The organism is Methylocystis sp. (assembly GCF_051061225.1).
Taxonomy (GTDB): domain Bacteria; phylum Pseudomonadota; class Alphaproteobacteria; order Rhizobiales; family Beijerinckiaceae; genus Methylocystis.
Genome location: NZ_JBPFEB010000028.1, coordinates 199,012 through 212,420 on the forward strand (window position 1 = coordinate 199,012; position 13,409 = coordinate 212,420).

General features: G+C 63.4%; 15 protein-coding genes. 10 read left to right on the top strand and 5 right to left on the bottom strand.

Annotated features, from left to right (window positions below):
- Positions 1–312 precede the first annotated feature (312 nt).
- Positions 313–534: a NepR family anti-sigma factor gene (locus ACR652_RS06655; RefSeq protein ID WP_434505735.1), complete on the bottom strand. Its 222-nt coding sequence runs from the start codon at positions 532–534 to the stop codon at positions 313–315.
- Positions 535–759: 225 nt separating this feature from the next.
- Here ACR652_RS06655 and ACR652_RS06660 point away from each other — a divergent pair, with 225 nt between their 5' ends.
- The 3 genes from ACR652_RS06660 to ACR652_RS06670 all read left to right on the top strand — a co-directional run bounded on the left by ACR652_RS06660 (position 760) and on the right by ACR652_RS06670 (position 2,321).
- A complete protein-coding gene (locus ACR652_RS06660; protein WP_434505736.1) occupies positions 760–1,080 on the top strand; it encodes a DUF1330 domain-containing protein in 321 nt (106 codons plus the stop codon).
- Positions 1,081–1,215: 135 nt separating this feature from the next.
- On the top strand, positions 1,216–1,599 hold the full coding sequence (locus ACR652_RS06665) for a hypothetical protein (protein ID WP_434505737.1): 384 nt from the start codon (positions 1,216–1,218) through the stop codon (positions 1,597–1,599).
- A gap of 116 nt (positions 1,600–1,715) precedes the next feature.
- Positions 1,716–2,321, top strand: coding sequence for a J domain-containing protein (locus ACR652_RS06670; RefSeq protein WP_434505738.1), 606 nt, complete (start codon positions 1,716–1,718; stop codon positions 2,319–2,321).
- Here the strand turns inward: ACR652_RS06670 and ACR652_RS06675 are convergent.
- Entirely contained in the window at positions 2,312–3,121 is an 810-nt protein-coding gene (locus ACR652_RS06675; RefSeq protein ID WP_434505739.1) for a DUF72 domain-containing protein, read from the bottom strand. The two genes, ACR652_RS06670 and ACR652_RS06675, sit on opposite strands and share 10 nt — an antisense overlap.
- Before the next feature lie 104 nt (positions 3,122–3,225).
- On the opposite strand from ACR652_RS06675, the gene ACR652_RS06680 reads away from it, so the two are divergent.
- Positions 3,226–3,684: a YbhB/YbcL family Raf kinase inhibitor-like protein gene (locus ACR652_RS06680; protein ID WP_434505740.1), complete on the top strand. Its 459-nt coding sequence runs from the start codon at positions 3,226–3,228 to the stop codon at positions 3,682–3,684.
- A 1,092-nt stretch (positions 3,685–4,776) separates the two neighbouring features.
- On the opposite strand, the gene ACR652_RS06685 is transcribed toward ACR652_RS06680, so the two are convergent.
- Positions 4,777–5,127 carry a DUF3147 family protein gene (locus tag ACR652_RS06685; protein WP_434505758.1) on the bottom strand — a complete coding sequence of 117 codons (351 nt, stop codon included), beginning with the start codon at positions 5,125–5,127 and terminating at the stop codon, positions 4,777–4,779.
- A 147-nt stretch (positions 5,128–5,274) separates the two neighbouring features.
- On the opposite strand from ACR652_RS06685, the gene ACR652_RS06690 reads away from it, so the two are divergent.
- Both ACR652_RS06690 and der read left to right on the top strand, forming a co-directional pair.
- Positions 5,275–6,054, top strand: coding sequence for a tetratricopeptide repeat protein (locus tag ACR652_RS06690; RefSeq protein WP_434505741.1), 780 nt, complete (start codon positions 5,275–5,277; stop codon positions 6,052–6,054).
- 120 nt (positions 6,055–6,174) lie between these two features.
- Positions 6,175–7,578 (top strand): ribosome biogenesis GTPase Der, encoded by a 1,404-nt coding sequence (der, locus tag ACR652_RS06695; RefSeq protein ID WP_434505742.1) that lies wholly within the window; start codon positions 6,175–6,177, stop codon positions 7,576–7,578.
- A 14-nt stretch (positions 7,579–7,592) separates the two neighbouring features.
- On the opposite strand, the gene ACR652_RS06700 is transcribed toward der, so the two are convergent.
- Complete coding sequence (locus tag ACR652_RS06700; RefSeq protein WP_434505743.1) at positions 7,593–8,225, bottom strand: poly-gamma-glutamate hydrolase family protein; 633 nt, start codon at positions 8,223–8,225, stop codon at positions 7,593–7,595.
- Here ACR652_RS06700 and ACR652_RS06705 point away from each other — a divergent pair.
- A complete protein-coding gene (locus tag ACR652_RS06705) occupies positions 8,224–9,234 on the top strand; it encodes a methyltransferase (RefSeq protein ID WP_434505744.1) in 1,011 nt (336 codons plus the stop codon). The two genes, ACR652_RS06700 and ACR652_RS06705, sit on opposite strands and share 2 nt — an antisense overlap.
- Here ACR652_RS06705 and sctU read toward each other — a convergent pair.
- Positions 9,227–10,429, bottom strand: coding sequence for a type III secretion system export apparatus subunit SctU (sctU, locus tag ACR652_RS06710; protein ID WP_434505745.1), 1,203 nt, complete (start codon positions 10,427–10,429; stop codon positions 9,227–9,229). The two genes, ACR652_RS06705 and sctU, sit on opposite strands and share 8 nt — an antisense overlap.
- Before the next feature lie 51 nt (positions 10,430–10,480).
- Between sctU and istA the strand changes: the two genes are divergently transcribed.
- The 3 genes from istA to ACR652_RS06725 all read left to right on the top strand — a co-directional run bounded on the left by istA (position 10,481) and on the right by ACR652_RS06725 (position 13,389).
- A complete protein-coding gene (gene istA, locus ACR652_RS06715; protein WP_434505759.1) occupies positions 10,481–12,019 on the top strand; it encodes an IS21 family transposase in 1,539 nt (512 codons plus the stop codon).
- Entirely contained in the window at positions 12,009–12,806 is a 798-nt protein-coding gene (gene istB / locus ACR652_RS06720) for an IS21-like element helper ATPase IstB (RefSeq protein ID WP_434505746.1), read from the top strand. The genes istA and istB overlap by 11 nt, the downstream gene beginning before the upstream one ends.
- Before the next feature lie 97 nt (positions 12,807–12,903).
- Positions 12,904–13,389, top strand: coding sequence for a hypothetical protein (locus ACR652_RS06725; RefSeq protein WP_434505747.1), 486 nt, complete (start codon positions 12,904–12,906; stop codon positions 13,387–13,389).
- Positions 13,390–13,409 lie beyond the last annotated feature (20 nt).

Sequence of the window (13,409 nt, forward strand, 5' to 3'; positions counted from 1 at the left end):
TCACAGGATGGTGTAATGCGAAGTTTCCCGTGAACAGCGCTCGTTTACAAAGCGATGCGCTTCAATGTCACCGGCCGCTTGTTCTGAACGCGGACGTCCTTCCCGGTCATGGACAGGGAACGCCCGGAAACTTATTGTAAAATGGTCGTGAGCGCGTGGTTTGCAATTGGAGGCGTCGGCGCCTGCCAGTCGCAAATTCGAACGCGCGAAGATGTTGGGAAACAGCTCTTGGCAGGAGTCGCGGGCGTCTGAAATCAAGCCCTGCCGTGCATAATCAATGTCATAGGAAGAAGAACGGATAAGCGGCTGTTTCTAATATTTGGCCTGCGACGCGTCTTTCACAACGGAAGCGCGCTTCACGCTCTTTGACTCTTTCGCGCCGGATTCCAGCATGTCGAGAACGCCAAGAAATCGGGCGGGAATGGGTTCCTGGAGGATTTCCGAATATGCGGCCTGGAGCTGCTGTTCGATGTGATCGGCGATGGGCGGGGCGTTGCGGGCCTGAGACGCGATTTTGTCCTTGGCTTTCGACATCGCCTGACGCTCCGCGGTTACCAACCAATCGGCTCCGGCGCTTTGACACGCCCGCCTGCCTGCTTGCTGTAACGCTTTGAACACCCGCTTTGTGTTCTCAATGGGGCAGTTCAAATCCAGCGCTCCCGGTCAAGGTCGGGCCGACTGTTTGACACCCTGCATTTCAGGAGCGATCAGGCTCGTCTACAAGGCGCAAAGGTTCGCGGCCCTGATCCGGAGATGCTCATGCCCGCCTATTTCATTTGCACGATGACCGTCCACGATCCCGAAACCTATCTGCAATACACGGCGCGGACCCCCGCGACCGTGGCGCGCCACGGCGGCCGGTTTCTCACGCGCGGCGACGCGGTCGCCACGGTGGAGGGGCCGGCGTTCACGGAGCGTCTTGTGATCCTGGAGTTCCCGGACCGGGCCAGCGCCATGGCGTGGTATGACGACCCCGAATATCAAAGCGCTTGCGCCTTCCGGCGCGCCGCTTCGACCGGCCGTATGATCCTGCAGGAGGGCCGCGAAAATACAAAGGATCCCGATCCTAAGATCGAGTGACGCCCGGGGAGAGCGGTTGAGCGCGGACGCGTTTTCCTGTTGCTTTGGCGCGCCAAAACCGGGAAGGTCCGCGCGATGTCATCGGACCGGGGCGGGGGGTGCGATGGCCTTCTCCAACCGACTCGAGAGCCTCAATTGGATCGCCGCTTGCTCATCTGGGCGTTTTTCAGGCCGATGGCCAATCTTCTGATCGCGGCCGCCGCGCTGGCGGTGAACTACTACGGCATGAAGATCAGCTTCGCCTCCATGGGCCTCGACTTCTACGCCTTCTTGTCGAGCTCCTGGTTCATCGGCGGATTGTTCCTCGCCTGGGCTTTTCTGGCGTTCAAGTCCTCCGCCGTGGACGCCCTGCTCAATCTCATTGACGACCTGCTGGGGTACAATTTTGCGCTCGCCCTCCTCATGAGCCCCTATCTCGCCTTTCTTTTCTGGACGACCAACGGATGGCGGTTTCTCGCCTTCTGGCTCGTGACGATCGCCTGGCTGTCTGTGGATTTCGTTCTCTCGATCGCCGCCTGATCGCCTGGCGCCGGCGAATCTGCGAAAATAATTAACCGCTTCTGGATATGCGGGACGAGCAGCGGGCTGGCCTCGCGTCGGAGGTCTCTCGGCATTACAGCTTCGAGGCGCGATCAATGCAGACCCACCACGACATCCTTGGGATCCGGGACGACGCGAGCCGGCGAGAAATCAACGCCGCCTATCGCAAGCTCGCAAAGAAATACCATCCTGATGTCGAGGGAGGCGACAGCGCGCGCTTCCAGTTGGTGACGGACGCCTATAATGCGCTCACGGTCAAGCCGACGGCGGCGCCGGTCGAAACGCGCCGCCGCTCCGCGCCGGTTGAAGCAGAACCGCCGCCCGTTCCCGGCATGCGGCAATGGCTGTTCGGCTTCCTGCGGCGGCGGGCCTTCGCGGCGCTGTCCGTCTTCGCTTTTCTTCTCGGGCTCTTCCTGCTCGACTGGGGCGACGGCATCCATGAGGATTTCACGCCCGGGCTGCTGCTGGCCGGTAGCCTCTGCATCCTGCTCAGCATCGGCTTCTTCGCCAACCGGGGACATGACTACAGCGATCTGGCGGACGCGGTGGAGCGTGCGATCATTTCCGTCGCGCGCTTTCTCTTCGACATGCTGGTTCGGGTCTATCTGATGATGGTCCTCGTCTTTGCGGTCGTCAGCCTGCTTGCGCTGATCAACTGGTTGAAGAAGCATTTCCTGCATTTTTTGCCGGTTCATTTCTGAATTGCGCGCAGACGTTCGATCAAGGCGGCCGCCGCGGCCGGATTTCTGACCTTGGCGCCGCGGATCACATAGAGAAACACGTCTCGCGCGCGGGTCTTCGGCGCGTGGGCGGCGAGATGCGGCAAATCCTCGGCGTCCGCGCCCCGCGCCCATCGCCTTGCGCGCTCCGCCCAAAGGTCGAGACGCGCGCAATCGTATCCCTGACGCCGCCGCGCCTGCGTGCCCATCAACCGCGCATAGACAAAGGGCGCGGTGATGTCCGCGATGAGGGGAAAGTCCGAGTCGCCGGCGATCACAATCGCGGCCTGATGCGCACGCGCGAGCGCGACGAAGCCGGGGCTCGCAAAGCTGTCATGGCGCGCTTCGATCGCGTGGCGGATCGTGCGTCCGCCGGAGGCGCTCGGCAGAGCTGACAGAAAGCCTTTCACGAAATCCGGGTCATAGGCGCGGGTCGCGGGGAATTGCCACAGAACCGGGCCGAGTTTCTCTTCGAGCGCGAGCACACCGCTGTCGAAGAAGCGCTGGATCGATTGGATCGCGTCGCTCAGCCTGGGGCGCGTGACTGCGTAACGAGGCGCCTTGACGCTGAAAACGAAGCCCGACGGCGTCGCCTCGCGCCATTTCGAGAAGATGTCCGGGGTCTGCGTTCGATAGAATGTCGCATTGATCTCGATCGAGGTCAGATGGCGGCTTGCATAGTCGAGCTCGCGGGCGTGCGGGAGGTCGTTCGGGTAAAAGACGCCACGCCAGGGCGCGAAGCTCCATCCGCCGACGCCGACATGGATATGGCCGCTCGCCATGGACGCGCTCCCTGTGCGGGCGCGAAGATAGGGCGCGCAGATATCCGCTCCAGTCCGGCGCTAAGTCGCCGCGCTATCCCCGGCCAACGAGGAAGGAGGGGGCGATGAAACTGATCTCGGAGGCGTTTTCGACGGGCGACGCCATCCCGCGCCGCTTCACCTGCGACGGAGAGGATCTGTCGCCGCCACTGACCTGGACGGGGGCGCCCACGGAGACAAGGAGCTTCGTCCTCCTCGTCGACGACCTGGACGCGCCCGGAGGCGTCTTTCACCATTGGGCCTGTTACGACATCCCGCCCCACCACGCCGGGCTCAACGAAGGCGCCGGGCGGACGGGCCGGTTTGAAGATTTCCGGCACGCTGTCAATGACTTCGGCGAGCTTGGCTATAATGGCCCATGTCCGCCGCACGGGGCCGGGCTGCGCCGCTATCGCTTCAGCCTGCTCGCGCTCGGCTGTAAGGAGTTGCCCATTCGCACGCATCCCGGATGCGACGAGGTGGAAGCCGCCGCGCGCAGGCGCCTTCTGTCCGAGGCGCGGATCACGGTCGTTTATCATCGCTGACGACGCCGTCCGACTGCGCTAAGCACAAGGGCAGGGGGCGATGCGATGGGCTTTTGGGACTTTCTGCGGCGCGGGCGCCGGCGACGCGCGGACATGCCGCCCGCGCTGGCCGAGCTGGCGCAGGAGGTCTGCTCCAATCTGCGCGGGCTCGGCCTCTTCGTCGGCCAACAGAGCTATGGGCCAGGCTTCGTCGAGATCAGGGCGTCGACCTCGCGAAAACTCGTCAGCACGCCCGACGACCGGGAGGCTTCCGGCGTCGCTCTGCTGCTCGCGGCGAAATATGAGCCGCCGGCGCTGGTGTTCGAGCAGATCAACTCGGTCGAGCGGGGTCTCGGGCGCCGCATGGTCGAGGCGGTCATGGCGGGGCTGCGCGCTCATCCCGGCGTGCTGTCATGCGTGAAGGTGAATGATCTGTCCCCCGTGCAGGCGGACGGGCGCCGCTGGTGGGAGCATGTCGCGGACGCCCATGCGGAGTGGGATTGGCGCATCACTCACGATCCGGACGACACGCATTGGCCGGCGCGGGCGGATGTGACGCAGTCTCCCGAATTTCTCCGCAAGAGCGAGAAACTGCGTGCGCTGGCGCGTGAGTTCGGGCACGCGCCGGAGGTGGTCGCGCTCAGCCCGGAGCGCAAAACCTTTGATTTTCTCGGCCAGCGTTTCAGCTCCGAGGGCGAAGCGACGCCGGACGGACGCGTGACGATCTATTACGATCCAGCGATGAGCGACGCGCGGGTCGCCTGCTGCCTCGCCCATGAGCTGCAACATCTGCGCTATTTCGTCGTTTCCGCCGCCTGGCGCTCGGAGCCGCCCGATGGCCCGCTGCGCCGCCGCTTCGCGCGCTTCACGCCGGAGCTGCTGGCGGCGCAGCGGGGCGTTTCCCCTTATTCCAACGAGCATTGGGACGCCTGGGCGGGCGCGGGGCCGCCCCGCCTGTTTTCCGACGAGATCGCCGAGGGCGGCAGCGAGCCCATCAACGAGACCATCTCCGAGGTCGCCAAGGCGCTCTACAATTGGGGGCCGGACGTTGCGATCAATCCGGTGTGGCGGGAGCTCCAGGCCGCGATTGACGCCGAATATGCCCGGCTCGCGTCACAGCCCGACGCCCATCCGGCGCAAGAGCGGCAGCATGAGCAGATAGGCGCCCGCCGTCGTCCCCACCGAGAGGCCGAGGCTCGTCCAGAAGCCGAGGCCGTGTCGGATCAGCAGCGGAAGCATGGGAAACAGCGCGAGCGAGGGGATGATGAGCCAGAAAATCTGGCCGGACAGCGCGGCGATCTTCCCCGGCTCCTCGCCGTCGATCCGCAGCCAGACGAAGGCCAGCAGCGAGGTCAGCGGCAGTGAGGCCACGAAGGCCGCGAAGGCCGTGGAACGCTTGGCGATTTCCGAAACGGCCACGATGACCAGCGCGGAGACGAGGACTTTGACGGCGTAATAAAGCATGGCCGACCATAGCCTTGGGCCGGGCCAGCGGGCAATGCCCGGCCCGGCGCGCGATACTCGCCTTTCCCGCCCGCCTGTGCTAACCGGATGACCTCCCCGCTGCGGGGACAAGAAAAACCGGGCTGGAAACCTAAGGGTCGCGGAGAAATGTCGGATATTTTCCACGAGGTCGACGAAGACGTCCGTCGGGACAAGGCAGCCGATCTATGGCGCCGCTATCAGACGCCGATTTTCGTCGTCGCCTTTCTGATCGTCGCCGCGACGGGCGCCTGGAGCTATTACCAGGACAAGCGCCTGAAGGCCGCGGAAGCCGCCAACGCCCGCTATGTCGCGGCCGTGCAACTGGCCGATGAGGGCAAGAACGCCGAAGCCGCCGCCGCCTTCGACGCGATCGCCAAGGACGCGCCCAAGGGCTACGCCGCGCTCGCCCGCATCCGCGCCGCCGAGGTCCGGCCGGACAAGACCCAGGCGCTGGCCGAGCTCAACGCCATCGGCGAGGACCCCAGCGTCGACAAGCTGACGCAGGAAATCGCCCAGCTTCGCGCCGCGCTGATCGTTCTGGACGGCGATGACCGCCAGAAGCTCGAGCGCGCGCTCGGGCCGCTCATGGTGTCCAATGGCGCGTTCCGCTTCTCCGCGCAGGAGTGGAACGGCCTCGACGCCCTGTTCAACGACGATTTCGACGAAGCCGAGCGCGTGTTCGAGCAGGTTCTCAACAACAGCGACGCGCCCCAGTCCATGCGCCAGCGCGCCTCGGCCTACAAGGGCCTGCTGCACGCCAAGCGCGGCCCGAAGCCGGCCCCGGCCGCCGCAAGCGGCGGCGGCGCGGACGGCGGCAAGATCAACGTCACGCCGGTCATCGAGCCCGAGTCCGGCGGCGCCATGCCCGCCGGAACGGCGCCGCTCGAGGCGTCGCCCGCCAAGTGATCCGGTTTCTCTCCCCGGTCAACGGGGAAAGGAAGAAAGTTCGCGACTTCACGACCCTCTCCCGCCGGGAGAGGGTTTTGCGTTAGGAGAGGGCGCCTGTCGCCCTGTAGAAATTTCGCCATGTCCTTCTCGCTCGCCATCATCGGCCGCCCCAACGTTGGGAAATCCACGCTCTTCAACCGGCTGACGGGGAAGAAGCTCGCGCTGGTCGACGACCGGCCGGGCGTGACCCGCGACCGCCGCGAGGGCGAGGCGAAGCTCGCGGATCTGCGCTTCACCATCATCGACACGGCGGGGCTGGAGGAGGGCGCGCGCGCCACGCTGGAAGGGCGCATGCGCGCGCAGACCGAAAGCGCCATCACGGCGGCCGACGGCATCCTTTTCGTGATCGACGCCCGCGTCGGCGTGACGCCGGAGGACAAATATTTCGCCGACCTCGTGCGGCGCGCCGGCAAGCCGGTGATCCTCGTGGCCAACAAGGCGGAAGGGAAGGCGGGCGAGGCGGGGGCCTTCGAGGCCTTCTCGCTGGGCCTTGGCGATCCGGTGCCGTTCTCGGCCGAACATGGCGAGGGGATCGGCGCGCTCTACGAGGCGCTGCGCGAGGCGCTCCCCGAGCAGACCGCCGAGCCCGCCGAGGAAGAGGAGCAGCAGGAAGAAAACCTGTATGACGACGAGGAAGATGGCAGCGACCTCGATGTGACCAAGCCGCTGCGGATCGCCGTCGTCGGCCGCCCCAACGCCGGCAAATCCACCCTCATCAACCGCATTCTCGGCGAAGAGCGCTTGTTGACGGGGCCGGAGGCGGGCATCACGCGCGACTCGATCGGGGTCGATTTCCGCTGGCGCGACCGCAAGATGAAACTCTTCGACACGGCCGGCCTGCGCAAGCGCGCGAGGGTCGTCGACAAGCTGGAGAAGCTGTCGGCCGCCGATGCGCTGCGCGCCGTGCGCTTCTCGGAAGTCGTCGTGCTGCTCATCGACTCGACGATCCCCTTCGAGAAACAGGATCTTACCATCGCCGATCTCGCCGCGCGCGAGGGCCGCGCCTTCGCCATCGGGCTCGGCAAATGGGATCTGATCGAGGACAAGGGCGCAACGCTTACCAAGCTGCGCGAGGACGCCGAACGCCTGCTGCCCCAGGTGCGCGGCTGTCCGGTCGTTCCGGTCTCCGGCGCGACGGGGCAGGGCCTCGACAAGCTCATGGAGGCGATCGTCGCGACCCACGAAGTCTGGAACCGCCGTATCGCCACGGCGCGTCTCAACCGCTGGCTGTTGCAGACGGTGGAGGAGACGCCGCCCCCCGCCGTCTCCGGCCGCCGCATCAAGATTCGCTACATGACGCAGGCGAAGTCGCGCCCGCCGTATTTCGTGCTGTTCGGCAACCAGCTCGAGGAGCTGCCGGCGAGCTATGAGCGCTTCCTGATCAATGGACTGCGCAAGGCGTTCAGTCTGCCCGGCGTGCCGATCCGCATTTCGAAGAAGGCGGGCGACAACCCCTATGCGGGGAGAAAGAGAAAAGGCTGAGCTTCAGGCGGCGCTCAGCTTTTCATGTGAAGAAGCGCCCGCCGCACCGCCGCCGCGAATCTTTCGCGTCGGCCGCGTTCATGCGCGAAGCTGATCCGCAGCGCGCGCGGCAGCTCCAGTTGCACGCCCGCGCCGCGTCGCCCCCTGTTGCAGATATTCGCCGGGTCGCGGCCCGCGAGCGGATGGCCGTCGCCCACGGATCTGGCGCGGAAGCCGCTGTCGCGAAGCGCCGCGCTGATGGCGTCGCGAAGCGGCTCATGCAGGCCTCCCACCCAGACTGACGCTGCGTCTTCGCCGTTCTTGCGTCCATGAACGCCGATGAGGATTTCCGAATTTTGCGCCAGCCGCAACGCTTGCGGCTCGTCGAAGCGCGTGGAAGTAATGTGCAGTCCATCGCCTTTGGCCCGCAAGGTCAGGCTCTCGAAGCAATAGAACGAAAAAGTGTCATCCGCGATCGCAAGGGTCGCTTCCGACGTGCCGGGCTCGATACAGCCGCCATGCGGCGCGACCACGGCGATCGGCGAGGGCCGCTCGGCGATGCGGATGCGGTAATGCACGCCTTCGATCTCACGCGCCGCAAGCGCGGCGAAACTGTCGTATCGGTCTGCCATGCGGCGAAAATAGCCGCGCAAAGCGGAGTTCGCCATGACCCTGAGACCCTCGCCCGAAAAACTCCTGGCGCTCGGCATGTCCTTCTGGAACGCCAAGGCGCTGCTCTCCGCCGTCGAGCTCGGCGTCTTCGACGCGCTGGCCGACGGCCCCGCCGACATCGCGACCTTGCGCGCGCGGCTTGGCCTGCATGAGCGTTCCGCGCGCGATTTTCTCGATGCGCTGGTGGCGCTGCAGCTCATCGACCGCAACGAGGGCCTCTACAGCAATCGGCCCGAGACGGATTTCTTCCTCGTCCGCGCCCGGCCGGGCTATGTCGGCGGCCTGCTGGAAATGGCGAACAACCGGCTCTACGAAAGCTGGGGCCACCTCACCGAGGCGCTGAAGACTGGCCAGCGGCAGAGTGAAAACAAGGAGGAAGGCGACCTCTTCGCCGCGCTTTACGCTGATCCCCACCGTCTGCGGGGCTTCCTCGCCGCGATGAGCGGCGTGAGCGCCGGCGCGGCCAATGCGATCGCCGGCAAGTTCCCGTGGCGCGACTACAAGACCTTCATCGACATCGGCGCCGCTCAGGGGATGGTTCCGGTCACCATCGCCGGCGCCCATTCGCATCTCCAGGGCGGCGGTTTCGACCTTCCGCAGGTGGGTCCCGTCTTCGAGGAGTTTGTCGCCGCCAACGAGCTCGCCGGTCGTCTGCGTTTTTATCCGGGAGATTTCTTCGCCGACGCCCTGCCGCGGGCGGATGTGCTCATCATGGGCCACATTCTCCACGACTGGGATCTCGACCAGAAAAGAACCCTACTGAAGAAAGCGCACGAGGCTCTGCCGGCGGGCGGGGCGCTGATCGTCTACGAGGCGCTGATCGACGACGATCGGAGAGAGAATGCGTTCGGCCTGCTGATGAGCCTCAACATGCTGATCGAAACGGCGGGCGGCTTCGACTATACGGGGGCGGACTGCCAGGGCTGGATGCGGGAGGCGGGATTCAGCGAGACCCGCGTCGAGCATCTGGTCGGTCCCGACTATATGGTCGTCGGAATCAAATAGCATCCGGCCCCAAGGGTCCGCCCTCGGGCTCGTTCCGGTGATCGCCCATATCCATGTCGATGACGCCGTGGCGCAGGCGGCCCCTGTAGAGCAGATGCTCGTTTTTCTTCACCCAGGCGAGCACTTCGGCGATCGCTTCGAAGAGCTCGTCGGGAACATATTGATTGACGTCCGCTTCCGCGTAGAGCGCCTGTGCGAGGCGCACATTGCGGAACACCGGAACGCCCGCTTCCTCGGCCTGTGTGCGTAGAAAATGGGCGTGCCGCTCCCGGCCCTTGGCGACCACGATGGGCAGCGGCGTTTCTCCTTCCTTGTAGCGAAACGCCACGGCCAGATGCGTCGGATTGACAACCACCGCGGTGGATTTGCGCGTCGCGCCTCCCGCGTCGCTCATGACCAGCTCATGCGCGAGTTGCTTGCGTTTGCCCTTGATATGGGGATCGCCTTCGCTTTCCTTGTACTCGCGTTTCACCTCGTCCTTGCTCATCATCAGACTCTTCGTATAGCTGTGCCTTTGATAAAAAAGATCGGCGACAGCCACGATGATGAAGGCGAGCGCTGAGTAGATCAGCAGTTTGACCAGGACCTGCGCCGTAACGGAGCCGAGGCACGCCAGGCCGCATTCCAGCGTGTAGGCGAAGGGTCCAATCGAATCGCGCAGGACGATGTAAAGCAGGACCGAGAGAAAAATGATCTTGAGCAGCGATTTGAGTATTTCAATGAGTTGCTTCATCGAAAAGATGCGCTTGAAACCCTCTCCGGGATTCACGCGCTCCAGTTTCGGCACGAGGTTTTCGAGCGCGAAAACCACGCCGATCTGCGCGTAATTCGCGGCCAGCGCCGTGACGATCGCCAGGGCGAGAATGGGGATCAGGATCGACACGACCCGTTGCGACACGGCATGCAGAGTGATGAAAACCGTCTTGTCGAACTGGCCGGGGGGCAGCACCGAAACGAGATCGAACAGGTCGATGATCTGCTCCTGGAGCGGACGCCACGCGACCCAGAGATAGCCGATGAGCGAAAGAAGCGTGAAGGTCGTCACCACTTCCTGGCTTTTGGCGACCTGACCCTTTTGTCGCGCATCCCGAATTTTCTTCGGAGATGGCTGTTCTGTCTTTTCGCCGCCCTCGTGTTGATTTCCGCTGAGAGTTGACCCGGGAGAGCGGGAAATTTCCGCTGAGAATTGACCCATGTTCTGAACCCGCCCTGGCTGTTTTCAGCGGGGGTCGACGGAGTGATAGACATGGCGTTATTGAGCGTTATCCGGCGCTGGGCGTTACGGGAGCAGCTTTCGATCCGGGAAATTGCGCGGCGGACTGGACTGTCGCGGAACACGATCCGTAAGTATTTGCGATCGGGAGCTGTAGAGCCGAAGTTCAAGGTTCCGGACCGACCCAGCAAATTGGATGCATTTGCTGACCAATTGGCGCGTTGGCTGAAGACGGAAGCAAGCAAGCCGCGCAAGCAGAAGCGCACGGTTAAACAATTACATGCAGATTTGGTCGCCCTCGGCTATGAGGGCTCCTATGGCCGCGTCGCGGCCTTTGCGCGCGCCTGGAAGGTCGATCGGCAGCTCGAACAACAGACCAGCGGGCGTGGGACGTTTGTGCCCTTGGCCTTCCAATCGGGAGAGGCGTTCCAGTTCGATTGGAGCGAAGACTGGGCGATCGTCGGCGGCGAGCGGGTCAAGCTGCAAGTGGCGCACTTTAAGCTGTCGCACAGCCGAGCGTTTTTTCTCCGCGCGTATCTTCTGCAAACCCATGAGATGTTGTTCGACGCCCACTACCATGCGTTCCGGGTTTTGGGCGGCGTTCCGAAGCGCGGGATCTATGACAACATGCGCACGGCGGTCGATCGGGTCGGGCTCGGAAAGGAACGGCGGGTCAACGCACGCTTTTCGGCTATGGCCAGCCACTACCTTTTCGACGTCGAGTTCTGCAATCCGGCGTCTGGTTGGGAGAAGGGCCAAGTCGAAAAGAACGTTCAGGACGCGCGCCACCGACTTTGGCAACTAGCGCCGCGCTTTCTCACCCTCGACACCCTGAATGATTGGTTGGAGCGGCGCTGCAAGGAATTATGGCGGGAGATTCCTCATGGAAGTCTGCCTGGAACGGTCGCCGATGTATGGGAACGCGAAACAGCGTCTCTCATGCCATTGCCGCCTCCCTTCGACGGCTTCGTCGAATACGTGAAACGTGTGTCGCCGACCTGCCTGGTCCATCTAGAGCGCAACCGCTACAGTGTGCCAGCCTCCTTCGCCAATCGGCCCGTCAGCCTGCGTGTTTACCCAGACCGCATTGTTGTCGCCGCAGAGGGGCAAATCGTTTGCGAGCATCCGCGGGTCATAGATCGATCCCACAACCGGCAAGGACGAACGGTTTACGACTGGCGGCATTATCTGGCGGTTATCCAGCGGAAGCCTGGCGCGTTGCGCAACGGCGCGCCCTTCGCCGAGCTGCCTGAAGCCTTCAAGCGGCTTCAGCAGCATCTGCTCAAGCATCTTGGCGGCGACCGGGAGATGGTGGAGATCCTGGCTTTGGTTCTCCAGCACGACGAACAAGCCGTGCTGTGCGCTGTCGAGCTCGCCTTGAATGATGGGGCGCCGACAAAGATCCATATCCTGAACTTGCTGCACAGGCTGATTGACGGCAAATCGTCTGCGCCGCCAACCGTGGACACGCCGCGAGCGTTAAACTTGTCTCGAGAGCCGCGCGCCGACGTCGAACGGTATGATGCGCTGCGCGACGAGGCCACGACGCGGGAGACTCGCCATGCGTCATGACCCCGCCGGCGCCGCGGTGATCATCATGCTCCGCAGTCTGAAAATGTATGGCATGGCCCAGGCCGCCAGCGACCTCTTGGAGCAAGGAGCGCCGGCGTTCGACGCCGCCATCCCCATTCTCTCCCAACTGCTCAAAGCGGAAACTGCTGAGCGTGAGGTCAGGTCGGTCGCTTATCAGATCAAGGCCGCCCGCTTTCCGATCTACAAAGATCTGACCGGCTTCGAATTTGCCTCCAGCGAAGTCAATGAAGCGCTCGTGCGCCAATTGCATCGGTGCGAGTTCCTGGAACGGGCCGAAAACGTCGTGCTGGTCGGCGGGCCCGGAACCGGCAAGTCTCACATCGCGACGGCCCTGGCCGTGCAAGCCGTTGAGCATCATCGAAAGAAGGCCCGCTTCTACGCTACCGTCGAACTCGTCAACGCGCTTGAGCAGGAAAAGGCGCAGGGAAAAGCCGGGCAGATTGCCGAGCGGTTAGTTCGCTGCGACCTCGTGATCCTGGACGAACTTGGCTACCTTCCGTTCAGCGCATCCGGGGGCGCCTTGCTCTTTCACTTACTGAGCAAACTTTACGAGCGCGCCAGCGTCGTTATCACCACAAATCTAAGCTTTAGCGAATGGGCAGGCGTCTTCGGGGACCCGAAAATGACAACCGCCTTGCTGGATCGCCTGACCCATCACTGTCATATCGTCGAAACGGGGAACGATAGCTTCCGGTTCAAAGCGAGCGCCGCCACGACAAAAGGAAGAAAGGAGAAAGCAAAGCTCTTGACCACGGACCAGGCATGAAAACATAAATCAACCAGGGTCACTTCTCAGTGAAAATCCCGGGTCAACTCTCAGCGGAAATCAACAATCGCGGATCATCGCCGAGCAGAAAGCGACGATGGTGATCGAGCGACTGGCCTATGACGGGCTAGCCGAGCGCTATGACGTTGACATCTTCACCGCGAACCAGACCGGTCAGGACTTTTCCAAGGCCTCGTCTAAGCTCAAGCGGCACGTGTACGATTACGTGGTCACAGACTCCGACATCGAGCGCAAGTTTGCCGACGAGCTGGATACCGCCAGTGAGGTGGTGGTCTACGCCAAGTTGCCGCGCGGCTTCCTGATCCCGACACCCGTTGGCGACTACAACCCCGATTGGGCGATTTCCTTCAAGGAGGGAAGCGTCAAGCACATCTACTTCGTCGCCGAGACCAAGGGTACGATGTCCTCGATGAAGCTCCGCGAGGTCGAAAACACCAAGATCGCTTGCGCCCGGAAATTTTTCGATGAGATCGGGCGGCGCGTGTCGGAGGATCGCGTCAAGTATGACGTCGTCACGAGTTACCAGAAGTTGATCGATATCGTGGGGCGCACGGCCGCCTGACGCCTTTCAGAATTGGGGAA

Coding starts and splice junctions, on each gene's coding strand:
- ACR652_RS06655 (WP_434505735.1), bottom strand. CDS start 534: ATGTCGAAAGCCAAGGACAAAATCGCGTCTCAGGCCCGCAACGCCCCG.
- ACR652_RS06660 (WP_434505736.1), top strand. CDS start 760: ATGCCCGCCTATTTCATTTGCACGATGACCGTCCACGATCCCGAAACC.
- ACR652_RS06670 (WP_434505738.1), top strand. CDS start 1,716: ATGCAGACCCACCACGACATCCTTGGGATCCGGGACGACGCGAGCCGG.
- ACR652_RS06675 (WP_434505739.1), bottom strand. CDS start 3,121: ATGGCGAGCGGCCATATCCATGTCGGCGTCGGCGGATGGAGCTTCGCG.
- ACR652_RS06680 (WP_434505740.1), top strand. CDS start 3,226: ATGAAACTGATCTCGGAGGCGTTTTCGACGGGCGACGCCATCCCGCGC.
- ACR652_RS06685 (WP_434505758.1), bottom strand. CDS start 5,127: ATGCTTTATTACGCCGTCAAAGTCCTCGTCTCCGCGCTGGTCATCGTG.
- ACR652_RS06690 (WP_434505741.1), top strand. CDS start 5,275: ATGTCGGATATTTTCCACGAGGTCGACGAAGACGTCCGTCGGGACAAG.
- der (WP_434505742.1), top strand. CDS start 6,175: ATGTCCTTCTCGCTCGCCATCATCGGCCGCCCCAACGTTGGGAAATCC.
- ACR652_RS06705 (WP_434505744.1), top strand. CDS start 8,224: ATGACCCTGAGACCCTCGCCCGAAAAACTCCTGGCGCTCGGCATGTCC.
- ACR652_RS06700 (WP_434505743.1), bottom strand. CDS start 8,225: ATGGCGAACTCCGCTTTGCGCGGCTATTTTCGCCGCATGGCAGACCGA.
- sctU (WP_434505745.1), bottom strand. CDS start 10,429: ATGGGTCAATTCTCAGCGGAAATTTCCCGCTCTCCCGGGTCAACTCTC.
- istA (WP_434505759.1), top strand. CDS start 10,481: ATGGCGTTATTGAGCGTTATCCGGCGCTGGGCGTTACGGGAGCAGCTT.
- istB (WP_434505746.1), top strand. CDS start 12,009: ATGCGTCATGACCCCGCCGGCGCCGCGGTGATCATCATGCTCCGCAGT.
- ACR652_RS06725 (WP_434505747.1), top strand. CDS start 12,904: ATGGTGATCGAGCGACTGGCCTATGACGGGCTAGCCGAGCGCTATGAC.